A 22,467-nucleotide genomic window follows, 5' to 3' on the forward strand; every position below is an offset into this window, starting at 1 on the left:
GAGTTCTTCAGAGGGCGAGGTCCGAAGTGCCTGAGCTGCCTGAGGTCGAGGTCGTCAGGCGCGGCCTCGCGCAATGGGTGGTCGGGCGCGAGATCGCCGTGGCGGAGGTCCTGCACCCCCGCGCCATCAGGCGTCACGTGCCCGGTCCCGAGGAGTTCACCGCGCGGCTCAAGGGCCGCGCGGTGTTGTCCGCGGAGCGCCGCGGCAAATACCTGTGGCTCCCCCTGTCCGGCGGCGAGGACGCGCTCATGGCTCACCTGGGGATGAGCGGCCAGCTCCTGGTCGTGGACTCCGACTCGCCGCTGGAGAAACACCTGCGGGTACGCCTGCGCTTCGAGGACGGCGGCCCCGACCTGCGCTTCATCGACCAGCGCACGTTCGGCCACGTCATGCTCAGCCCCCTGGTGGACGGCGTGCCGGAGCCGATCGCGCACATCGCGCCCGACCCGTTCGAGGCGGTGTTCGACGAGGCCGAGTTCACCCGCAGGCTCAGGGCGAAGCGCACCGAGATCAAGCGGGCACTGCTCGACCAGTCCCTGATCAGCGGCGTCGGCAACATCTACGCCGACGAGGCCCTGTGGATCGCCAGGCTGCACTGGGCCCGCCCCACCGAGACGCTCACCCGGCCCAAGGTGGCCGAGCTGCTCGCCGCCGTACGCACGGTCATGGCGGCCGCGCTGGAGCAGGGGGGCACGTCGTTCGACAGCCTGTACGTCAACGTCAACGGCGAGAGCGGATACTTCGAGCGCTCGCTGGAGGTGTACGGCCGCCGCGACCTGCCCTGCTCCCGCTGCGGCACGGCCATCATGCGCGAGGCGTTCATGAACCGGTCGTCCTACTCCTGCCCCAGATGCCAGCGACGGCCGCGCTGAGCACCGCGAGCCCGGCGCCCGTCCACATGACGGCGGAGATCGACACGCCGTCCACGATCCGGCCCCCGGCGAAGGCGCCCAGCGCGATGGAGACGTTGAAGGCGCCGACGAAGAGCGCGGTGGCGAGCTCGCCCCCGCCCGCCCGCATGATCCACAGCTGCAGGGTCACCCCGACGCCCCCGTAGCCCAGCCCCCACACCACGAGCGCGGCCAGGGGCGGCAGGCCGGTCAGCGCGAGGGCGGCCGTGGCCAGCGCCATGAGCGTGGCCAGCACGATCAGCGTGGCCCGGGGGCTCCTGGCCGCCCGCGCCCCGGCGGCGAAGTTGCCCGCCACGCCCGCGGCGCCGTACAGGAGGAGCGCGGTGCCGACGAGGGCGGGGCCGGCGTGCGAGACCTGCTCCAGGAAGGGGCGCACGTAGGTGTAGGCCGCGAAGTGGCCGGAGACGGTCAGGGTGGTCAGGACGAGGACGACCTTGAGCGGCCCTGAGAGCCACGAGAAGCGCTTTTCCGGCGCGGGGGACGATTCGGGCCCGGACGACGGCCTCAGCGGCGGCAGCGTGGCCGCCAGCAGCGCGAGCAGGGCGAGCGCCAGCACCCCCGTGGCCGCGAACGCGCTGCGCCACCCCGCGAACGACGACACGAACGTCGCCGACGGCACCCCCAGCACCGACGCCACCGACACCCCGGCCAGGATGATCGACGTGGCCCGCCCCACGGACCGCCCGGGCACCAGCCGCGTCCCGATCCCGGCCGCGAAGGCCCAGAACCCGCCGATGCTCACCCCGGTCAGCACCCTGGCGGCCAGCATGACGGGGTGGTTCGGAGCGAGCGCGGCGGCCAGGTTGGCCACCGCCAGCAGCGCCATCAGCCCCAGCAGGAGGACGCGCCGGTCGAGCCGGCGCGCGGTGACCGCCAGCGCGGGCGCGGAGACGGCGGCCACCAGCCCGGGGGCCGACATGGACAGCCCGGCCGTGCCGGCCGACACCCCGAGATCCGAGGCGATCGAGGTGAGCAGGCCCACCGGCAGCATCTCGCTGGTCACAACGGTGAAGGTGCCCACCGCGACCGAGGTCACGGCGAGCCAGCGCGCCCGTACGGGGCTGGAAACGTCAGTCATGGTCATGCGGCCCAGCCTCTGGCCGGCGCCCGCGCGGGAACAATGGCGAAGGCCGAAGGCTTGGTTTAGGTGAGCTAAGCGATCGAGCCGGAGGCGGGAATGGAGTTCAGGGAGCTGGAGTGCTTCATCGTGCTCAGCGAGGAGCTGCACTTCGCGCGTACGGCCGAGCGCCTCTACCTGTCGCCCGGCCGCGTGAGCCAGCTCATGCGCTCCCTGGAGACCAGGATCGGCGGGCGGCTCTTCGACCGGACGAGCAGGCGGGTGCGGCTCACCCCGCTCGGCGAACGTTTCCTGGCTGACCTGCGCCCCTCCTACGACGGCCTGGCGGGCGCCGTGAGCCGGGCCAAGGCGGCCGCCCGCGAGGTGACCGGGGTGATCAGGGTCGGGTTCCTGGCCACGCCGACCGACGTCGTCACGGGCAGCGTACGCGCGTTCGAGCGCCGCAACCCCGGCTGCGCGGTCGAGCTGGTGGAGATCCCGCTCGCCGACCCCTTCAGCAGGCTGCGGGCGGGGCAGGTGGACATCGCGTTCACGCTGCTGCCGGTGGACGAGCCCGACCTGGCGACGGGCGGGGGCCTGAACCACGTCTCCCACCGGCTCGGCCTGTCCGTCCGCCATCCCCTGGCGGGCCGGGCGGGCATCGGGGTGGAGGAGCTGGCCTCCGTACCCCTGATCGGGCTGGACGGCCCGGCGCCGCGTTCGTGGCAGGAGCGGATCGCACCCTCCGTGACCCCTTCGGGACGCCCGATTCCGCTGGCCGGTCGGGTGGCCACCACTCAGGAGGGCCTGACCCAGGTGGCGCTGAACAGGGGTGGCATGCTGTTCTGCACGCCCACGGCGGCCCAGCACAGCCGGCCCGACATCAGGTTCGTGCCCGTCACCGGGCTGCCCGCGTCGATCTTCGGGCTGGCCTGGGTCAAGGGCCGGGAGACGGCCGCCGTCCGGGCGTTCAACGAGGCGGCCGTCGGGCAGGCGGCCACGGTCGAGGCCCTGGTGGCGTGAGGAGACGAGATGCCGGAGAGCGACGGGGAGAGTGCCCGGCTGACCGCCTGGGTGCGGGGCCGGGTCCAGGGGGTGGGCTTCCGCTGGTGGACCCGGGCGCGGGCGCTGGAGCTCGGCCTGACCGGGTGGGCCCGCAACACCACCGACGGCCGCGTCGAGGTGGTCGCGGAGGGGCCGCGTGAGTCGTGCGTCAAGCTGCTGGAGCTGCTCAGAGGTTGCGACACGCCGGGCAGGGTGGATGGAGTAGTGGAACGCTGGAGCGAACCACGAGGTAGTTTGGCCGGTTTTGTAGAGAGGTAGCCGCTTTCGTTAAACCGCCCAAATAGGGTATAGTTGTATGTCGGGAGTGCCCATCAGTAGGGCGCAGCGGTTCGTTCGACTTGACCGCCCACACTGCCGGTGCGACTCTTGTTAGGTACCACGCGCACCCCTCCCGCGGAATAGAAGTGCGCGAACCAGTCTGGTCACTCAGCGTGGAGGACCCTTTACCATGGCGAAGGCTCTACTCGGCCACGTCGGCGGTCCTGACCCTCGAATGGTCTCGGAGATGCGCCGCCTGCAGCAGCGTATCCGGGATCTGGAGGCAGAACTCATCCGACTTCAGGCCACCAATGACGCTCTTGCGGCGCAAACCCGCGACGAGGCGCTAAGCCGCATGCAAGAGCGCGAGCCGGCACTCACCTGAGAGTGATCGGAGCGCAAGACCCAGGGACGTCTCTGAGAGGCGTCCCTTGTTATTTGCCCTGAAACGGAAATTCCTGGTCAAGCGTGGTCGCGACTGTAGATGCCCACGTGGGGCAGTGATGACCAGTAGGCTTTTCCGAAGTCCGTTCAGGGAGAAGGGGGTCGCGCTTGTATTTGAAGACCCTCACCCTGCGCGGCTTCAAGTCCTTCGCCTCCGCGACCGCCCTGCGGTTCGAACCGGGCATCACCTGTGTGGTGGGTCCCAACGGCTCCGGCAAGTCCAATGTCGTCGACGCCCTGGCCTGGGTCATGGGCGAGCACAGCGCCAAGTCGCTGCGCGGCGGCAAGATGGAGGACGTGATCTTCGCCGGCACCTCCTCCCGGCCGCCGCTCGGCCGCGCCGAGGTGACGCTGACCATCGACAACTCCGACGGCGCGCTGCCGATCGACTACACCGAGGTCACGATCAGCCGGCTGATGTTCAGGTCGGGGCAGAGCGAATACGCGATCAACGGCGACACCTGCCGCCTGCTCGACATCCAGGAGCTGCTGTCCGACTCGGGCATCGGCCGCGAGATGCACGTGATCGTCGGGCAGGGACAGCTCGACGCCGTGCTGCACGCGGGCCCCGAGGACCGGCGGGCCTTCATCGAAGAGGCCGCGGGCGTGCTCAAGCACCGCAAGCGCAAGGAAAAGGCGCTGCGCAAGCTCGACGCCATGCAAGCCAACCTGACCCGGGTCCAGGACCTCGCCACCGAGCTGCGCCGCCAGCTCAAACCGCTGGGCCGCCAGGCGGAGATCGCCCGCAAGGCCGCCGTCATCCAGGCCGACCTGCGTGACGCCCGCCTGCGCCTGCTGGCCGACGACGTGTGCATCCTGCGCGCCACGCTGGAGCGCGAGGCGGCCGACGAGGCCGCGATCACGGCCAGGCGGCACCAGGTCGAGACCGAGCTGGCGGAGGGGCAGCAGCGCGAGGCGGCGCTGGAGGCCGCCGAGGCCGAGACCCAGCCGCGGCTGGCGGCCGCCCAGGAGACCTACTTCAGGCTCTCGTCCCTGCGCGAGCGCATCACCGGCCTGGAGCAGCTCGCCTCGGAGCGCCACCGGCACGCTCTCGACGCCGCCGCCATCGAGCGCCGCGGCCGCGACCCCGAGGACCTCGAACGCGAGGCGGCCGAGGTGCGCGAGCGGGAGCTGATCCTCAAGGCCGAGCTTGAGCAGGCGGAGGAGCTGCTGGAGGAGGCCGTCCAGCAGCGGGCCGAGGCCGAGGCCGGGCTGAGCGCCGAGGAGCAGCGGCTCGCGCTGGCCGCCAGGGCCGCCGCCGACCGCCGCGAGGGCCTGGCCAAGCTGCGCGGCCAGGTCGATTCCGTACGTAGTCGGGCCCGGGCCGCCGAGGAGGAGATCGGGCGGCTCCAGCAGGCCGTGGCCGGCGCGGCCGAGCGCGAGCGGCGGGCCAGGGAGGACCTGGAGGCCCAGCGGCTGGAGGAGCCGGCCGTCGATCCGGCGCTGGCCGAGGAGCTGGCCACCGCGCAGGCCGTGGTCGAGGAGGCCAGGGCGGCGGCCGACGAGGCCCGGGCGGCCCTGGAGGAGGCCAAGTCCGGCCTCGACGCGCCGCGCGCCGCGCTGCAGGCCGCCAAGGCGGGCGTGGGCACCGCCCGCGCCACCGACCAGGAGACGCAGCGTTCGGTGGCGGCCCTGGCAGCCCGCCGCGACGCGCTGGAGCTGGGCCTGGCCAAGGGCGACGGCGGCGCGGCGCTGCTGGAGGCCGACCTGGGCGGGGTGCTGGGGCCGCTGGCGGCCTCGATGCAGGTGAGCCCCGGGGCCGAGCCGGCGGTGGCGGCCGTGCTGGGGCCCGTCGCCGAGGCGATCGCGGTCAAGACCCTCGACACCGCCGTGGAGGCCCTGGAGCTGCTCCGCACCCAGGGCTCGGGCCAGGCCACCCTCCTGGTGGCGCTCGGCGGCGGCACGGACGGTGAAGGAGGCGCGGCGGCCCCCGGCCGGGGGGAGACCACGCGCGCGGCGGCCCCCGGCGGTGGCCGGTGGGCGGCCGGCCTGGTGACGGTGCCCGACCACCTGCGCCCCGCCCTGGAGCACGTGCTGGCCGACGTCGTGGTGGTGGACGACCTGGAGACGGCCCGCGCCGTCGTCGACCGCCACCCCCGGCTGCGTGCCGTCACGACGCAGGGCGACCTGGTGGGCACCCACGTGACCACCGGCGGGTCCGAGGGCGGCACCTCCGTGCTCCAGGTGCGGGCGGCGCTCGACCAGGCCGTCAGGGACCTGGAGGAGGCCGAGGCCAGGGCCGAGGAGAGCGCCACGGCGCTGGACGAGGCGATCGCCGGCGAGCAGGTCGCGCAGACCGCCCTGGAGGCCGCCCAGGCACACGTCAGCGAGGCACAGACGGCCGTCACCACCGCCCAGGCCGGCGTGAGCGCCGCCCAGGGCGCGCTCGACCAGGTCAGGGGCCGCCAGCGGGAGGCCGACCAGCGCAACGCGGCGGCGGCCAAGCGGCTGGCCCAGATCGAGGCCGCCGCCAACGCGGCCCGCGACGAGGCCGAGCGCCTGGCCGCGAGCGTGGCGAGGGCGGAGGAGGGGCGTGCCGAGCGCCTGGAGGAGCTGGCCGAGCTGGAGATCCGCCTGGCCGAGGCCGAATACGCCCAGGAGCTGGAGTCCGAGCCCACCACCGACCTGCGCGACGACCTGGCGAGCGCCTGCGAGGCCGCCAGGCAGCGGGAGATGGACACCCGGCTGCAGGTCCGCACCGCCGAGGAGCGCGTCAAGGGCATCGAGGGCCGCGCCGACGGTCTGCTGCGTGCCGCCAGGCGGGAACGCGAGGAACGCGCTCAGGCGGCCGCTCAGCGCGCCAGGCGCAGGCGGCAGGCCGCCGTGGCCGAGGCCGTCAGCAAGGGCGCCAAGCAGGTGCTCGGGGCGCTCTCGGCGTCCGTCCAGCTCGCCTCCAGGGAGCGCGACGAGGCCGACCTGGCCAGGGTGGCCGTCGACGCCGAGCTCAAGCAGGTCCGCCTGCGGGTGCGCGAGCTGGGCCAGGAGCTGGACAAGCTGGTCAACCGGGTGCACGGCAACGAGGTCGCCCGCACCGAGCAGCGGCTGCGGCTGGAGCAGATGGAGCAGCGGGCGCTGGAGGAGTTCGGCGTGGAGTCCGAGGCCCTCATCGCCGAATACGGCCCGCAGGCCCCGGTGCCGGGCGAGCCGCCCGTCCCGTACGTGCGCGAGGAGCAGGAGAAGCGGGCCAGGGCGGCCGAGCGGCAGATGAACCAGCTGGGCAAGGTCAACCCGCTGGCGCTGGAGGAGTTCGCGGCGCTGGAGGAGCGGCACACGTTCCTCAACTCGCAGCTGGAGGACCTCAAGAAGACCAGGCGCGACCTGCTGACCGTGGTCAAGGAGGTCGACGACCGGGTGGAGCAGATGTTCACCTCGGCCTACGAGGACGTGGCCAGGGAGTTCGAGCAGATCTTCACCAGGGTCTTCCCGGGCGGCGAGGGGCGGCTGGTGCTCACCGAGCCCTCCGACATGCTGACCACCGGCATCGAGGTGGAGGCCAGGCCGCCGGGCAAGAAGGTCAAGCGGCTGTCGCTGCTGTCGGGCGGGGAGCGCTCGCTGACGGCGGTGGCGTTCCTGATCTCGATCTTCAAGGCGCGGCCGTCGCCGTTCTACGTGATGGACGAGGTCGAGGCCGCGCTCGACGACACCAACACGCAGCGGCTGCTGAGGCTGTTCGAGGAGCTGCGGCAGAGCTCGCAGCTCATCGTGATCACCCACAACAAACGCACGATGGAGATCGCCGACGCGCTCTACGGCGTGTCGATGCGCGGTGACGGCGTGACACAGGTGGTCAGCCAGCGGCTCCGGGAGCGCGAGTCCGCCTGATCGGTGTGGCCTTGGGCATGAGCATGCCGGTCGATCTGGAAAACTGACATCTTGTGGATGGTTACCTCGGCGTCATCGTGATCGTGGCCGTCGTCGCCCTGTTGGCGGCCGGCGGTCTCTTCCTGCTGTTCAGGCCGGGGCGCAAGGCACCCCCGCCGGTCAAGCCGCCAGAGGCCCCCGTACTTCCCGAGGAGGAGAAGCGGCCCGCGGGAGCGGGCGAGGAGGCGGAGGGTGCGACCACCACGCTCCCCCCGCCGGCCAGGCCCGCCGAGCCGATGGTCGTCGAGCCCGAGATCGAGGTTCCGCCGCCGTCCGCGGGCCGGATGGTGCGGCTGCGCTCGCGGCTGGCCCGCTCGCAGAGCGCGCTCGGGCGCGGGCTGCTGGAGCTGCTGTCCCGCGACCGCCTCGACGACGAGGTGTGGGACGAGATCGAGGAGAGCCTGATCACCGCCGACGTGGGCGTCGCGCCGACCCGCATCATGGTCGAGGAGCTGCGCACCAAGGTCAAGGTGCTGGGCAGCCGCACCCACCAGGAGGTGCGCGCCCTGCTCAGGGAGCAGCTCCTCGCACAGGTCAACCCCGACCTCGACCGCACGCTGCACGTGCAGAAGCACGGTGAGCGGCCGGCGGTCGTCCTCGTCGTGGGCGTCAACGGCACCGGCAAGACCACCACCACCGGCAAGCTCGCCCGCTCGCTCATCGGCGACGGCAAGAAGGTCGTGCTGGGCGCGGCCGACACCTTCCGCGCCGCCGCCGCCGACCAGCTCCAGACCTGGGGCGAGCGGGTCGGCGCCGACACCGTGCGCGGGCCCGAGGGCGGCGACCCGGCCTCCGTGGCGTTCGACGCGGTCGCCAGGGGCATCGAAGAGAAGGTCGACGCCGTCATCGTCGACACCGCCGGCCGCCTGCACACCAAGACCGGCCTCATGGACGAGCTGGGCAAGGTCAAGCGGGTCATCGAGAAGAAGGCCACGGTCGACGAGGTGCTGCTGGTCCTCGACGCCACCACGGGCCAGAACGGCCTGCGCCAGGCCCAGGTGTTCGCCGAGGTGGTCAACATCACCGGCATCGCGCTGACCAAGCTCGACGGCACCGCCAAGGGCGGCATCGTGATCTCGGTGCAGCGGGAGCTGGGGGTGCCCGTCAAGCTGGTGGGGCTGGGTGAAGGGCCGGATGACCTGGCGCCTTTCGACCCCGAGGTGTTCGTGGACGCGATCCTGGGTGAGTAGTTCCGGTTGCGCCGTAATTACCGTTGAATTAGCCCTTACCAGATAAATGTTGATCGGCGACTTTTCCATGTGTTGACATGTATCGGTCATCAATGATCGTTCGGTCCCGCATGTACGTGAAAGGCCGCCCATGAAGAAGATCGTCGTTCACCGGCCAGGAACCGTGAAGCCGGCCGCAGCCGCGGCGCCTAGGCACAACGCCTGAACCGCCAAGGGCCGGCGTCCCCCGCGGGGCGCCGGCCGCCGCACCACGGAAGAGCAGCCCGCGTGGACACGATCATTCTTGACGCGGACCGCCGCATCGGCGGCCCCTACACGCTGGGTGCGGCACTGCTCACCCACCTGGTCCCCCCTGCGCTGGAGCGCAGGCCCGACCTGGTCGCCGCACACGACATCGAGATCCGGGCCGCCGCGCCCGGCCTGCGCGACATCGTGCCCGCCCGCCGCCGGTCGCTGGCCGACGACCTGCCCCGGGAGCAGCGCGTGCTCGTGCCGGGCGCCCGCCGCAGCCTGCGGATCGCCAACGGGCTGGCCGAGTTCGTCCACGACCACCTGGCCCGCACCGGCCCCCTCACGCTGACCGTCTCGAACCTCGGCGAGGCCGACCACACCGACGTCGAACTGGTGACCGTGCTGCGCCGCCGGATCGACCCCGAGCTCCTGACGATCGAGGAAGGGCCCTCGGCCCCCGGCACGGGATCGCTGCCGGCCGACTTCGACCGTTACCGCGACGAGGGCTTCCACCACGCCATGGCCGAGTCGGGGCTGGAGGTGCTGCGCGGGCTGGCGTACGAGGACGGGCCGGAGCGCTGGCAGCATCTGCTGCAGCGGGTCGCCGCGTCCCTGGAGGCGATCGAGCGCGAGGACGAGGCCCGCGAGCTCTACGACCGGGCCAGGCGGGTGAGCACCGATCCCAAGCACCGCGCCACCGCCGCGTACGCCACCGCGATGATCCTCGTACGCCACCACGACCACGCCCGCCGCGACCCCGAGCAGGCCCTGGCCTGGATCAACGAGGCCATCACGATCACGTCCCTGCTGCCCGACCCCCGCGAGCGGGCCTTCCACCTCGGGTTCGACCTCAACGGCAAGGCCCTGGTCGAGGTGCGCCGGGGCCGCCACGACGCGGCCATGGACCTCGTACGGCAGGCCATCGAGCTGGCCGAGACCCACCTGCCCGACGAGCACCCGATCCACCGGCTGGTCCTGTACGCCAACAGGGGCCAGCTCCTGGCCCTGGCCGGGCGGCGGGAGGCGGCGCTGGCCGACTACACGCGGGCCATCGAGGCCGACCCCGGCTACCCCGACTACTACCTCGACCGGGGCAACCTGCTGCACGATCTGGGCCGGTCGGAGGAGGCGCTGGCCGACTACGAGGCGGTCATGCGGCTCAGCCCACCCTTCCCCGAGGCGTACTACAACCGCTCCGAGCTCCGCTACGCCGCCGGCGACCTGCCGGGCGCCCGCGCCGACCTGGACCACACACTGGAGCTGGACCCGGAGTTCGCGCCCGCGTACGTCAACCGCTGCGGCCTGCACGTGGCCGCCGGCGACTACGTGCGGGCCCGGCGGGACGTGGAGCGCGGCCTGGCCCTCGCCCCCCGCGACGCCCACCTGCTGTGCGTGCTCGGGCAGGTCGAGCTGGCCGAGGGGTGCTACCCGGAGTCGCGGGTGGCCTTCGACCAGTCCCTGGAGCTCGATCCCGAGCTGGTGGCGGCCTGGGCGGGGCGGGCGGAGCTGGCCTTCGAGCGCGGCGACAACGAGGCGGCGCTGAGCGACCTGTCGCGGGCGCTGAAGCTGGAGGAGACGGCCGAGCTGCTGTTCAACCGGTCCCTGGTGTACCGGGCGGCGGGTCTGGTCCGGCAGGCGCGCCAGGACCTGCTCAGGGCCGCGGAGCTGGCCCCCGAGGACGAGGACGTCGCCCGCGCCCTGTCCGAGGAATGAGCCGGGGAACGAGCCGAGGAATGAGCCGGGGAACGAGCCGGGGAATGAGCCGGGGAACGAGCCCAGCGATGACCGGCCGGGCGCGTGCGGGGCCCGGCGGCTCCCGCCGAGCGGTCAGGTGCGGGGGGAGAGCGGGCCGATGGGGACGACCAGGGGAGTGCCGGCCACCGGGTCGGCGATGATCTTGGCGTCCAGCTCGAACACCTCGCGCAGCAGCTCCTCGGTCAGCACCTCGTGCGGGGTGCCGGAGGCGATCACCCGGCCGGCGCGCATGGCCACGAGGCGGTCGGCGTAGCGGGCGGCCAGGTTGAGGTCGTGCAGGACCATGACGACCGTGCGGCCGGCCTCCTGATGCAGGTGCCGGACGAGCTCCAGCACCTCCACCTGGTGAGCCAGGTCCAGGAACGTGGTCGGCTCGTCGAGCAGCAGCAGGTCCGTGCCCTGGGCCAGGGCCATGGAGATCCACGCCCGCTGCCGCTGCCCGCCCGACAGCTCCTCCAGCGGCCGTTCCGCCAGGTCGGCCAGGCCGGTCATGTCCAGCGCCGCCGCGACCGCGCCCTCGTCGTCGGAGGACCACTGCCGGTACCAGGTCTGGTGCGGATGCCGCCCCCTGGCCACCAGGTCGGCCACGGTCAGCCCCTCGGGGGCGGTGGGCGCCTGGGGGAGCACGCCGAGGATCTTGGCCACCTCGCGGGTGGGAATCCTGTCGATGCGCTTGCCGTCCAGCAGCACCTCGCCGCCCTGCGGCTTGAGCAGCCGGCCGAGGGCGCGCAGCAGCGTGGACTTGCCACAGCCGTTCGGGCCGATGATGGTGGTCACGGTGCCCGCCTCGATGCCGAGGTCGAGTCCGTCCACGATGACGCGGTCGCCATACCCGAGCTTGACGCCGGCGGCCTGCAGTCTCACTTTCGCGACCTCCAGATCAGATGGATCAAGTACGGGGCGCCCAGGACGGCCGTGACGATGCCGACGGGCAGTTCGAGCGGGGAGAACGCGGTCCTCGCGATCAGATCTGCGGCCGTGGTGAGCACGCCGCCGATGACCGCCGAGCACAGCAGCGGCGGTTGCGCCGAGCGGGCCAGCCGCAGCGCGATCTGCGGCGAGGCCAGGGCCACGAACGCGATCGGGCCCGCCGACGCGGTGGCCACGGCGGCCAGCAGCACGGCGGCCAGGATCATCAGGGCGCGGGCCAGGTTGACGCGCACGCCGAGCGCGGTGACCGTGTCGTCGCCGAAGCGCAGGGCGTCGAGGGAGCGGGTGCCGAGCAGGGTGAGCGGCACCAGGACGATCAGGGCCAGCGCCGTTGGTGTCACGTGCTCCCAGCCGCGGCCGTTGAGCGAGCCGCTGATCCAGACCATGGCGCGGCTGGTGTCGTTCACGTCGCCGATGGTCAGGAGCCAGAACTTGACGTTCGTGAACACGGCGGCCACGCCGATGCCGACCAGTACCAGGCGGTAGCCGTCCAGGCCGCGCTGCCAGGCCAGGCCGTACACGATGGCCGCGCCGAGCAGGCCGCCGAGCAGGGCGAGCGCGGGGATGCCGAGAGTGGCCAGCAGGCCGCTGGCGCCGCCGAACACGCTGCCGGTGGCCACGACGCCGGCCACCACCGTGACCGAGGCGCCGGTGGTGACGCCGAGGATCTCGGGGCTGGCCAGGGGATTGCGCGCGATGGACTGGATGATCGCGCCCGACAGGGCCAGCGCGGCGCCGACCAGGGCTCCGGTGAGGGCGCGCGGCAGGCGCAGCTCCATGATGACGAAGTGGGCGGCGCTGTTGACGTCGAACGTGCCGGCGACCACCTCCGGCAGCGTCATCTCGATGTCGCCGATGCGCATGTTCAGAGCCATGAGCAGGGCGAGCAGGACGAGGCCGGTCGACGTGATGGCGACGCCGCGGATCCGTACCTGCCAGGACAGGCCGCCGACGCGAAGGGGAAGAGTGGTCATCACAGTCGTACGGGCTTCCTGCGGCGTACCAGGGCGACGAAGAAGGGGGCACCCAGCAGCGCGAGCACCACGCCCACCTCCAGCTCGCCGGGCGGGGCGACCACGCGGCCGATCACGTCGGCGATCAGCAGCAGCGCCGCGCCGACCAGCCCCGAGTACGGCAGCAGCCACCGATGGTCGGTGCCCGACAGCGGGCGGGCCAGGTGCGGCACGATCAGCCCCACGAACGCCAGCGAGCCGCAGGCCGCGACGGACGCGCCCGACAGCAGGGTGACGGCGGCGACGCCGACGGTCCGGGTCAGGGGGATGTTCTGGCCGAGGCTCCTGGCCACGTCCTCGCCCAGGGAGAGCGCGTTGAGCCCGGGGGCGTTCACCATCGCGAGCACCAGCCCGGCCAGGATGAACGGCAGCACCTGCCACACCACGTCGGCGCCCCTGGCCGCGATCGAGCCCGCCTGCCAGAACCGGAACACGTCCATCGCCTGCTCGTCCAGCAGCACGATGGCCGAGGTCAGCGCGTACAGGAAGGCGCTCACCGCGGTCCCGGCCAGCGCCAGCGTGACCGGGGTGGGCCCGCCCCGGCCGCCCACCATCCCCAGCGCGAACACCGCCACGCTGGCCACCAGCGCGCCCGCCAGCCCGAACCAGATGTAGGCGAGCAGGCTGGAGGCGCCGAGCAGGATGATCGAGGCAACCATCGCGAACGCCGCCCCCTGCGTGACGCCGAGCAGGCCGGGGTCGGCGAGCGGGTTGCGGGTGTGGCCCTGCATGAGCGCGCCCGCCACGCCGAGCGCGACCCCGGCGAGGACTCCTAAGACGGTCCTGGGGACGCGGAGCGAGCGGATGACGATGTCGTTCTCGGTGCCGGTCGGGTCCGTGAGGGCGTGCCAGGCGTCGCCGAGCGGGACGGACTTGGAGCCGATGGTGATGCTCAGCACCACCGCGACCGCCACGGCGGCGAGGAGGACCAGCAGGACGGTGAGCCGGCGGTGCCGGATGCCATGAAGACGCGGGGCGATGGCGGTTGCGCTCACCCGTGTCCTCCTCATCGTTTGCCCGATCCTGGTGAAGTATGCCAGCTTAGGCAGGGCTAACCTAATTTAGGTTTGCCTTACTTATTCGGGAAAGGGATCTGATGAGACCGTTGCGCACGCTGGTCGGGGCGCTCCTCGTGATGGGACTGGCCGCCTGCGGCTCGGCGGAGCCGGCGGACGAGGCCGCCCCTTCCGCGAGCGCGGCCCCCTTCAGGACCGTCAAGCACGCGATGGGCGAGACGGTCATCCCGGCGCAGCCCAAGCGGGTGGTGGCGCTCGACCAGAGCTTCGTCGACGCGGTGCTGACGCTTGAGACGCCGGTGGTGGGCTACACCACCTACCGGTCGATCGACACCAAGCTGCCCGACTACCTCGGGACGGTCGCCCAGCAGTACGGCAAGGAGGCGACCCCGGTCGGCACGCTGGAGCAGCCGAGCCTGGAGAAGATCATGGCGCTCAAGCCTGACCTGATCGTCTCGGCGAAGGTCCGGCACGAGGCCCTGTACGACAAGCTCACGAAGATCGCGCCGACCGTCTTCAGCGAGACCACCGGGGCCATCTGGAAGGAGAACCTCCGCCTCATGGGCCAGGCCCTGGGCAAGGAGGACCTGGCCGACACGAGGATCAAGGCGTTCGAGGAGCGGGCGGGCAAGATCGGCACGGCGATCAAGGAGAAGGACGGCGAGCTGCCGACGATCTCCATCGTGCGCTTCGCGGGTGAGCCGACGACCCGGCTGTACGTGGAGAACTCCTACTCGGGGGTGGTCATGAAGGACGTCGGCTTCCCGCGTCCCGAGGGCCAGCCGACCAAGCAGGACGCCATCGCGGTCGACGTGAGCCAGGAACGCATCGCGGACCTGGACGCCGACCACATCTTCGTCGCGACCTACCCGGACCCCGCGTCCGAGGGGCCCAAGGAGAAGTTCGTCGGCAACCCGCTGTGGGGCACGCTCAAGGGCGAGAAGCACGAGGTCAGCGACCTGACGTGGATGAGCGCGGTGGGCATCCAGGGCGCGCACGCGATCCTGGACGACGTGGCCGAGCTGTTCGGCGTCGACCCGGCCACGCCGGCCTCCTAACCCGTCAGGAACGCGCGCAGCTCCGCCAGGTGGGGCTCGATGTCGAGGCCGTTGGCGGCCAGCCAGCGAGGGTCGCCGTAGGTGCCCTTGTAGCGGTCGCCGCGGTCGCACACCAGGGTCACGATGCTGCCCGGCTCGCCCGCCGCGCGCATCTCCGAGATGAGGTCCACGCAGGCCGCCATGTTCGTGCCCGTCGAGCCCCCGACGTCCAGGCCGGTCACCTCGCGCGTCCAGTGCATGGCCGCGATCGAGCGGGCGTCCGGCACGGCGATCATGCGGTCGATGACCATGGGCTGGAACGAGGGCTCGACGCGGGGGCGGCCGATGCCCTCGATGCGCGAGCCCGGGGCGGTGACGGAGGTGTCGCCCGCCGTCCAGCTCGGGTAGAAGGCCGAGCCCTCCGGGTCGACGACGGCCAGGCGCGTGGGGTGGCGGCGGTAGCGGATGTAGCGGCCGATCGTGGAGGAGGTGCCTCCGGTTCCGGCCCCGACCACGATCCAGGCCGGCTCCGGGTGGGGCTCCAAGGACATCTGGGAATAGATGGATTCGGCGATGTTGTTGTTGCCGCGCCAGTCGGTGGCCCGCTCCGCGTAGGTGAACTGGTCCATGAAATGGCCGCCGGTCTCGGCGGCGAGGCGGTGAGATTCGTCATAGATCGCACCGGGATCGTCGACCAGGTGACACTTCCCGCCGTAGAACTCGATGAGGTGAATCTTCTCCGGCGAGGTGGACGCGGGCATCACCGCGATGAAGGGCAGGCCGAGGAGACGGGCGAAGTACGCCTCGCTGACGGCGGTGGATCCGCTCGACGCCTCCACCACGGTCGTGGCCGGGCCGATCCAGCCGTTGGCCAGGCCGTACAGGAATAGAGACCGGGCAAGTCGGTGTTTCAGTGAACCTGTTGGGTGCACTGACTCGTCTTTCAGGTAGAGGTTTACTCCCCAGTGCGAGGGAAGCGGAAAGACGTGCAGATGTGTGTCGCAACTACGGTTGGCGTCGGCCTCGACCTTGCGTATGGCCTCAGCCACCCAGCGGCGTGCGCCCGTGTCGTGACGGTCCACGAAACTCATCCTCATACGCTATCCCATGTGACCCTCGCCACTATTACTGCAATATTGGGTGGGTAGTGTTATGATAATGAGACTTGTCCGGCCGTGGACGTGACCACGCACGCCGCGAGCAGATGGACGGAAACCCCTTCTGGCCAAGGCGGAACCTCCCTAACGCGTCCCTTACCTGGGTCTTGCGATGATGGAACCGCTGTCAGGCGGCTTGTGCCGAAACGGGGGATAGCGCAAGGGGGAATGAATTGATCACTATGACCGATGAGCAGCGTCAGGACTGGTTCGAGCGCGATGTCGTGCCCGTGACGTCGCAGCTGTTCGCCTCCGCCATGCGCCTGACCCGTAACACCGCCGACGCGGAGGACCTGGTTCAGGAGACGGTGGCCAAGGCGTACACCTCGTACCACCAGTTCCGTGAGGGGACCAACCTCAAGGCGTGGCTGCACCGGATCCTGACCAACAACTTCATCAACGACTATCGGAAGAAGCAGCGCTCGCCCAAGTTGTCCGCCGCCGAGGACATCGAGGACTGGCAGCTGCACGCCGCGGAGTCGCACAGCTCGACCGGCCTTCGATCGGCCGAGACCGAGGCGCTCGACCGGCTCCCCGACAGCGTCGTGATGAACGCCCTGCGCTCCCTCCCGGAGGACTTCCGCGTCGCCGTCTACCTGGCCGACGTGGAAGGGTTCGCCTACAAGGAGATCGCCGACCGCATGGGCACGCCCATCGGCACCGTGATGTCGCGGCTGCACCGTGGTCGCCGCCAGCTCCGGGTGATGCTGGAGGAGTACGCCCGCGAGGAGGGCGCCGTCCGCCTCCCCGCCCAGCGTGCCGCCTAGACCCCCATGTCGAGATGAAGGCGGACGCGTAACACGCCGCCTTCCGTGCGCAGCTCCACGAGGTCGCAGAGCTGCCTGCTGATCCAGAGCCCGTATCCCCGTGGGGATTCGGGCTCCGGTGGTATGTAGCCGGGTAAGGGGTCGTCCAGCGCGCCCCCGGGGTCGGCGATCTCGCAGATCAGCTCGCCGCCGTCCACCCACATCGCGATCGTGCCGTAGCCGGCTCCGTGCTCGACGCTGTTGGCGGCGATCTCGGACACGCTGATCACCAGCGAGGTGATGAGGTTGCGGTCCATGCCGGCGGCCCTGGCGTAGTCGCCGACGCTCTGGCGTAACCGCTTCAGCTCGCGGGCGGTGAAGCGGATCGTCTCGGCGTCCCTCCCCGGCGCGGGGAGCGGGGCGTGGTCGTCGCTCAGCACCAGGTCGTGGGGCTCGACGAAGCGGGTGCTCGTCACCTCGCCGTCCGTGCCGAGCAGCACGGGGTGGTTGACCGGGCCGAACTCCAGCACGCTCTCGGGCACGTTCCTGACGTCGTACAGGCACAGCATGATCGTGGCCGCCGCGCGGAGCGCGGCGTTGATCACGGAGTCGCAGCGGATGAGCTCCCTGACGCCACGCTCGCTCCTGTCCGCCCAGCTGGGCTCGCCGATCACGAGGGTGCGGCGGCCGCGGGTGTACTCGTGGTAGGCGGCCAGCATCCGGTACGGGTGGTCGTACCAGGAGGTGGGGGCGCGGCTGTCGATGCGCCGGGCGTCGCGGCCCAGGGCTCCGGTCAGCAGGGCCAGCTTGGCGGGGCGGGTGATCACCAGCACCTGCCTGCCCTCGTCCAGCGCGGAACGCACGCGCGGCACGGTCAGGTCGAGAAAGGACTCATCCGAGTCGTACGGCACCGCGACGTGCTTCAACGACTCACCATCGGAACGTGCCCGGTCAGGGCGCACGGGCGAAACGTAGCAAGGCTGGAGAGGCTGTGCAACGGCTATGAGGGCCACCGCGGTGAGCGCGCATGCCACGCCGCCCACCTGCGCCGGCCACCTGGACGGCCCGCGGCCGCTCCCCGAGCACCCGCCCGGCCGGCGGGCTCTTCACCGCCTATCGCCCGACGAATAAGCCGGAACGCCCACGGAATCACCCGGCGGAGTTTCATGATTACTCCATGTCTTGGACGGCTGATGCCCGTTGCTGGGTACATCCCTTGTATGCGGTGACCGCGCTGTGCGCGCACGGTGAGACGTCGGCAGGGGGTGGCGTGTGAGTGAGGCCAGAGCGGCGACGGAGAAGCTCCAGGTGGAGCTCCATGGTCTGGGCGTCACCACCGCCTATGAGGTGGGCGACGACGAGACCATCTCGGTGTGGATTGGGCTGGTCGTCCGCTATAGGGACGGGTTTTACCGGTGGCAGGAAGGGCCGGTGAAACGTCGGCATCTGGGTACGGATCCGGTCGGATGTGCCATGCGCGTGGCGCGCCGCTACCAGGAATTGCAGACGGATATCCCAATCTGGTGGGACGACCTGGCCAGGGAGCTGCGGGGGGAACCGGTCCAGGATTATCCGTAGGCCCCCGCATGCGGTGTTTCGGGGGGAAACATGCGTGTGTGGGCCTTGCCGCTGGCCCTGCTCGCCCTGGTGAGCTGCGTCACCCAGTCGGTGTCGCATCGCCAGCAGCAGTCCAAGGCGCCGGTCGTCCCGTTCAGGCCGATCGTCATCGATCCTGCCGCCCTGGCCAAACGGCTGGTGTCGATGCAGTCCGGCTGGCCGCGCAGCCGCAAGTTCGACTGCGGGCGGCTCAAATGCGTGGCCCTCACCTTCGACGACGGCCCGGGAGAGCACACCGGCCGGCTGCTCGACCTGCTGCGCAGCCGGGACGTCCGGGCCACGTTCTTCGTGATCGGGCAGATGGTGGCGGCCGACAAGGGCGGGCATACCGTCCGGCGCATCGTGGACGACGGGCACGAGATCGGCAACCACTCGTGGAGCCATCCGCCGCTCGCCGAGGTGCCGAACGACGAGCTCAAACGGCAGCTCAAGCACACCGAGGACATCGTGCAGCGGCTCACGGGGGTGCGCATGCGGGTGATGCGGCCGCCGTACGGGTCGACCGACGCCCAGGTCGAGGCCGAGACGCGGCGCGAGGGCCTGGCCCAGATCCTGTGGAACGTCGACACCCTCGACTGGCGGGACCGGGTCTCCTCGACCGTGGCCAAGCGGGCCGGGGAGGCCAAGCCCGGCTCGATCATCCTCCTGCACGACATCCACCGCACCACCGTGGACGCCGTGCCCAAGATGCTCGACACGCTCGGCAAGAAGGGCTACACGTTCGTCACGGTGTCGGAGTTGTACGGCAAGACGCCCGCGCCGGGCCGGACGTACACCGAGCGGTGATCCGCTTCACGGGTTGTCGGTGCGGCGTGGCACCCTGGTGACATGGGTTTCACCGGCTTCCCCGACGAGGCGTTCCTCTTCTACGAGGGGCTTGAGGCGGACAATTCGAAGACCTACTTCGCCCGGCACAAGCAGCTCTACGAGGACGCCGTGCGGGCGCCCATGCTGGCGCTCACCGACGAGCTGGCCGCGGAGTTCGGGCCCGCCCAGCTCTTCCGGCCCTACCGGGACGTCCGCTTCTCCAAGGACAAGTCACCGTACAAAACACATCAGGGTGCCTTCGTGGACCTGATGCCCGCGATCGGGCTCTACGTGGAGATCAGCGCGGCGGGGTTGTTCATGGCGGGCGGCATCTACTCGACCGCCTCCGACCAGGTGGCCCGCTACCGGGCGGCCGTGGACGAGGACCTGTCGGGCAAGCCGCTGGAGGCGATCGCGAGCACGCTGGTGGCCGAGGGATACGAGCTGGGCGGAGAGCGGCTCAAGACGCGGCCGAGGGGGTTCGAGGAGGACCATCCGCGGATCGAGCTGCTGCGGCACAAGTCGCTCTATGCCGGGAAGCGGTTCGAGCCGGAGGAGTGGGTGCACACGGCGCAGGTGCGGGAGCGCGTGGAGCGCACGTGGCGGGCCTGCGGGCCGCTGGTGGAGTGGTTGTGCACCCACGTGCGGGGCAGCGAGCTGCCCCGCCGTTGAGCGCCGGGCCGTTGAGCGCCGGGCAGGGCCGTCAGCGTTGCTGGAGGGTGGTGATCTGGTCGCCCTTCAGGATGCGGTCCACCGTCTGCCCGGCCGCCGAGGAGGCCGCCGTGGTGCCCGCCGCCAGCACCAGGGCCAGCGTCGGCGCCGCCAGGCTCCGCACGCTGCGCAGGTTGCGCACGCGCGCCCAGGGCTCCCCGGCCAGGTGCATCAGTCGCCACTCCCAGAAGAGGCCGAGCCCGATGCACACCATCATCACCTGCCCCACCACGATGCCCACCACCTGCGCCTTGTCGACCGCCCCGATGTCCGGCTCCGCCAGCGTCGACAGATAGCCCGACAGCTCGGTCAGCAGCGCCGCGGCCGTCAGGTGCAGGGCCTTGGTCATCGGCTGGGTGCCGCGGACGCGGGGATAGAAATAGCCGAACAGGAACCCGAAGGCGGGCAGCGTGATCAGGTAGCGCCCGTCGAAGACGAAGCTGGTCAGGTCCACGCCCTCCGGCCAGCCGTACACCAGGGCGAACGGCAGGCTCAGCAGCAGGCTGACGGTGAAGGCGTGCACGCCGTTGTGCCAGGGCGTGCACCCGGCGGCCGTGGCGAAGGCTGTCTCGGGATGCCCGCCGTGCCGGTTCATCGCCCCCTCCAGGGCGTTGCGCTGCTGCTCGAAGTCGGCCATCGTCAGCTCGCCGGCGCCGATCCTGCCCCGCCCGATCCGGTAGAGCTCCTGCTCGGAGACGAGCAGCAGTCGCTTGTGCAGGGCGGCCCTGACGAGCCTGCGGTGCTCCTCCTGGTCGGCGGGCTCGACGACGGCCAGGCGCGGGCCGCTGAGCAGCCAGCGGGCCGTCGCCCAGGCGACCAGCGAGGTGATGGCCAGCAGGGGCAGCGGTACGTCGATGTCGGCCAGGGTCGTGCTGCCGCCGGGCGTGATGTACAGCACCATCAGCACCGCGATCATGGTGGACTCGGCGACCGGGCTGTCGATCGTGGACAGGTGCCCGCCGAGCCGGCGCAGCCGCAGCACCAGCAGCACGAACCCGAGCAGCAAGAGCCCCAGCACCCCGCGCACGATCGGGGTGAGGGTGAGGCTGCCGATCGCGGGCTCCGGCTGCTGATTGGCCAGGCTCCACGACCCGGAGTCCAGCCACTCGGTCGGCCACCCCTGGACGAGCAGGCTGATGAGCACCGCGCCCACGACGGCCTGCCGCCTCCACTGCTTGGTCGCCACCGCCATCGCGGAGATCGGGATCAGGGCCCAGCTCAGCGCGAGGACCAGCCGGATGCTGTCGGGCGGGTACACCCCGCCCAGCAGCGCCCGCAGCCACAGGGCCAGGGCCAGCAGCCCGATCGCCGCCTCGGCCGACAGCACGGCCAGCCGGACGATCACTGGCCGCACACCCAGGTCCACGCTGAACGCGATGGCCGAGCCCGCCGCCGCGACGGCGGTCACCGCCCCGCCGGCCATCAGGGCCTGGCCCGACAGCTGCCCGTGCAGCCACGACCAGATCAGCATGCCCAGCCCGACCAGCAGGCCCAGCCCGGTCACGAGCAGCAGGTCACGGCTGTTCCACGGCGGGCTGGTGGGCAGCACCCGACCGGCGTGCCGCAGCGTGAGCAGGGGAACGGCGACGAAGAGGATGACGTACGCCACCGGCGACCAGTCCTCCGCGAACAGCGGGATGAGCAGCGTGGGCGCCGCCAGCGCCAGCCCGATGACCAGCTCCCTGTTGGGCAGCCGGGTCCACCAGCCCCGGCCGAGCGAGCGCAGCAGGAAGATGGCGAGCGCGATGGCGGTCAGCACGCCGAGCGCGGTGGCCCACGAGAAGTCCTCCTCCACGACCACGTCGGCGAACCCGTACGAGTCCGGGGCCAGCGTCATGCTCACCGGATAGACCCCGACCGCGAACGTCAGCCGCTCCTCCTGCTCGTACTCCGGCGTGATCCCCTCCAGCCGCAGCACGGTCCACTCGCCGGGCAGCACGGTGATCGAGCGGCCGGTCACGATCGGCGGATACGCGCCGGGCTTGCTGAAGTACACCTTCAGCAGCTCGTCCATCTCCAGCTGCCGCAGCAGCGTCACCGTGAACCTGGCCGTGGTCACCCCGCCGTCGGTGGTGAGGACGGGCGCCAGCCGCGTGGTGGGCGCCAGGCCGGTGCCGTCCACCTTGACGGCGCCGAACGCGGCGTCGATGACCTGCTGGAGCGTGCCAGGGAAACCGGCGCCCTGGCGTAACGCCTCGATGAGCGGGTCGTCGCGGCTCATCCGGAGCCGGTGCAGGACGGTGACCTTGAGCTGCCGCTGCCGGGGGTCGAGCCGCCCTTCAGGCACCGGCTCCAGGTCGTCCTCGAGCGCTCTGGTGACCGTCACCTCGGAGGCGGCCGTGCGGGCCCACTTCAGGGTCTGGTCGGCGCGGGCGGCGGCGGCCACCCAGGGGTTGGGCGCTGCGGTGCCCTTGGGCGGGGCAGGCCCCGCCACCGGTCTGGCTGCGATGGTGCACCAAACGATCGCCCCCAAAGACACCAGAGCCAGCCCGAACGCGATTGCCATCCGGAGCTTTCCCACAATTTGGATGATTCTCCGGCATGCGCGATTGTTCTAATGTCGCGGGGTCACGGTGTGATTACAGCTGCTCCCATGACAAGTTTTCTTTACGGCGTGACACGGGAGAGTCCATCCATCGCACGTGGCGGAGCGGGCACGCT

19 protein-coding genes are annotated in these 22,467 nt (G+C 71.3%); 12 read left to right on the plus strand and 7 right to left on the minus strand.

Annotated features, from left to right (window positions below; all coding sequences use genetic code 11):
* Window positions 1-26: 26 nt before the first annotated feature.
* On the plus strand, window positions 27-872 hold the full coding sequence (mutM, locus tag AB0J69_RS17505) for a bifunctional DNA-formamidopyrimidine glycosylase/DNA-(apurinic or apyrimidinic site) lyase (RefSeq protein ID WP_364117985.1): 846 nt from the start codon (window positions 27-29) through the stop codon (window positions 870-872).
* Here mutM and AB0J69_RS17510 read toward each other — a convergent pair.
* The gene (locus AB0J69_RS17510; RefSeq protein ID WP_364117987.1) at window positions 820-1,995 is read right to left on the minus strand and encodes an MFS transporter; all 1,176 of its coding nucleotides are present in this window, start codon (window positions 1,993-1,995) and stop codon (window positions 820-822) included. The two genes, mutM and AB0J69_RS17510, sit on opposite strands and share 53 nt — an antisense overlap.
* Window positions 1,996-2,088: 93 nt before the next feature.
* On the opposite strand from AB0J69_RS17510, the gene AB0J69_RS17515 reads away from it, so the two are divergent.
* The 6 genes from AB0J69_RS17515 to AB0J69_RS17540 all read left to right on the plus strand — a co-directional run bounded on the left by AB0J69_RS17515 (window position 2,089) and on the right by AB0J69_RS17540 (window position 10,730).
* The gene (locus AB0J69_RS17515) at window positions 2,089-2,991 is read left to right on the plus strand and encodes a LysR family transcriptional regulator (RefSeq protein ID WP_364117988.1); all 903 of its coding nucleotides are present in this window, start codon (window positions 2,089-2,091) and stop codon (window positions 2,989-2,991) included.
* A gap of 9 nt (window positions 2,992-3,000) precedes the next feature.
* The gene (locus tag AB0J69_RS17520) at window positions 3,001-3,291 is read left to right on the plus strand and encodes an acylphosphatase (protein ID WP_364117990.1); all 291 of its coding nucleotides are present in this window, start codon (window positions 3,001-3,003) and stop codon (window positions 3,289-3,291) included.
* A gap of 190 nt (window positions 3,292-3,481) precedes the next feature.
* Window positions 3,482-3,676: a hypothetical protein gene (locus AB0J69_RS17525; protein WP_090938435.1), complete on the plus strand. Its 195-nt coding sequence runs from the start codon at window positions 3,482-3,484 to the stop codon at window positions 3,674-3,676.
* 167 nt (window positions 3,677-3,843) lie between these two features.
* Window positions 3,844-7,557, plus strand: coding sequence for a chromosome segregation protein SMC (gene smc / locus AB0J69_RS17530; RefSeq protein WP_364117992.1), 3,714 nt, complete (start codon window positions 3,844-3,846; stop codon window positions 7,555-7,557).
* A 53-nt stretch (window positions 7,558-7,610) separates the two neighbouring features.
* The gene (gene ftsY / locus AB0J69_RS17535) at window positions 7,611-8,786 is read left to right on the plus strand and encodes a signal recognition particle-docking protein FtsY (RefSeq protein ID WP_364117994.1); all 1,176 of its coding nucleotides are present in this window, start codon (window positions 7,611-7,613) and stop codon (window positions 8,784-8,786) included.
* A 267-nt stretch (window positions 8,787-9,053) separates the two neighbouring features.
* Window positions 9,054-10,730, plus strand: a complete 1,677-nt coding sequence (locus AB0J69_RS17540; RefSeq protein WP_364117996.1) for a tetratricopeptide repeat protein — start codon at window positions 9,054-9,056, stop codon at window positions 10,728-10,730.
* A gap of 114 nt (window positions 10,731-10,844) precedes the next feature.
* Here the strand turns inward: AB0J69_RS17540 and AB0J69_RS17545 are convergent, their stop codons facing one another.
* From AB0J69_RS17545 to AB0J69_RS17555, 3 genes are read right to left on the minus strand one after another with little or no spacing between them, the layout of a single operon-like run.
* The gene (locus AB0J69_RS17545; protein ID WP_364117998.1) at window positions 10,845-11,636 is read right to left on the minus strand and encodes an ABC transporter ATP-binding protein; all 792 of its coding nucleotides are present in this window, start codon (window positions 11,634-11,636) and stop codon (window positions 10,845-10,847) included.
* On the minus strand, window positions 11,633-12,676 hold the full coding sequence (locus AB0J69_RS17550) for an iron chelate uptake ABC transporter family permease subunit (protein WP_364118000.1): 1,044 nt from the start codon (window positions 12,674-12,676) through the stop codon (window positions 11,633-11,635). Before AB0J69_RS17550 ends, AB0J69_RS17545 begins: the two co-directional genes overlap by 4 nt.
* Entirely contained in the window at window positions 12,676-13,710 is a 1,035-nt protein-coding gene (locus AB0J69_RS17555) for an iron ABC transporter permease (RefSeq protein WP_364118002.1), read from the minus strand. Before AB0J69_RS17555 ends, AB0J69_RS17550 begins: the two co-directional genes overlap by 1 nt.
* 101 nt (window positions 13,711-13,811) lie before the next feature.
* On the opposite strand from AB0J69_RS17555, the gene AB0J69_RS17560 reads away from it, so the two are divergent.
* On the plus strand, window positions 13,812-14,789 hold the full coding sequence (locus AB0J69_RS17560) for an iron-siderophore ABC transporter substrate-binding protein (RefSeq protein WP_364118004.1): 978 nt from the start codon (window positions 13,812-13,814) through the stop codon (window positions 14,787-14,789).
* Here the strand turns inward: AB0J69_RS17560 and AB0J69_RS17565 are convergent.
* Window positions 14,786-15,859 carry a PLP-dependent cysteine synthase family protein gene (locus AB0J69_RS17565; protein WP_364118005.1) on the minus strand — a complete coding sequence of 358 codons (1,074 nt, stop codon included), beginning with the start codon at window positions 15,857-15,859 and terminating at the stop codon, window positions 14,786-14,788. The two genes, AB0J69_RS17560 and AB0J69_RS17565, sit on opposite strands and share 4 nt — an antisense overlap.
* Before the next feature lie 248 nt (window positions 15,860-16,107).
* Between AB0J69_RS17565 and AB0J69_RS17570 the strand changes: the two genes are divergently transcribed.
* Window positions 16,108-16,692: a sigma-70 family RNA polymerase sigma factor gene (locus AB0J69_RS17570; protein WP_364118007.1), complete on the plus strand. Its 585-nt coding sequence runs from the start codon at window positions 16,108-16,110 to the stop codon at window positions 16,690-16,692.
* Here AB0J69_RS17570 and AB0J69_RS17575 read toward each other — a convergent pair.
* The gene (locus AB0J69_RS17575; RefSeq protein ID WP_364118009.1) at window positions 16,689-17,597 is read right to left on the minus strand and encodes a sensor histidine kinase; all 909 of its coding nucleotides are present in this window, start codon (window positions 17,595-17,597) and stop codon (window positions 16,689-16,691) included. The two genes, AB0J69_RS17570 and AB0J69_RS17575, sit on opposite strands and share 4 nt — an antisense overlap.
* 346 nt (window positions 17,598-17,943) lie before the next feature.
* Between AB0J69_RS17575 and AB0J69_RS17580 the strand changes: the two genes are divergently transcribed.
* The 3 genes from AB0J69_RS17580 to AB0J69_RS17590 are packed head-to-tail and all read left to right on the plus strand — an operon-like array spanning window position 17,944 to window position 19,767.
* The gene (locus tag AB0J69_RS17580) at window positions 17,944-18,249 is read left to right on the plus strand and encodes a hypothetical protein (protein ID WP_364118010.1); all 306 of its coding nucleotides are present in this window, start codon (window positions 17,944-17,946) and stop codon (window positions 18,247-18,249) included.
* Between the two features lie 30 nt (window positions 18,250-18,279).
* Window positions 18,280-19,074 (plus strand): polysaccharide deacetylase family protein, encoded by a 795-nt coding sequence (locus AB0J69_RS17585; RefSeq protein WP_364118011.1) that lies wholly within the window; start codon window positions 18,280-18,282, stop codon window positions 19,072-19,074.
* Window positions 19,075-19,116: 42 nt separating this feature from the next.
* Window positions 19,117-19,767, plus strand: coding sequence for a DUF2461 domain-containing protein (locus tag AB0J69_RS17590; RefSeq protein ID WP_364118012.1), 651 nt, complete (start codon window positions 19,117-19,119; stop codon window positions 19,765-19,767).
* 31 nt (window positions 19,768-19,798) lie between these two features.
* Here the strand turns inward: AB0J69_RS17590 and AB0J69_RS17595 are convergent, their stop codons facing one another.
* Window positions 19,799-22,240: a hypothetical protein gene (locus tag AB0J69_RS17595; protein WP_364118013.1), complete on the minus strand. Its 2,442-nt coding sequence runs from the start codon at window positions 22,238-22,240 to the stop codon at window positions 19,799-19,801.
* Window positions 22,241-22,467 lie beyond the last annotated feature (227 nt).

It is taken from the genome of Nonomuraea sp. NPDC049709 (assembly GCF_040674815.1).
In the GTDB taxonomy this organism is placed as follows: domain Bacteria; phylum Actinomycetota; class Actinomycetes; order Streptosporangiales; family Streptosporangiaceae; genus Nonomuraea.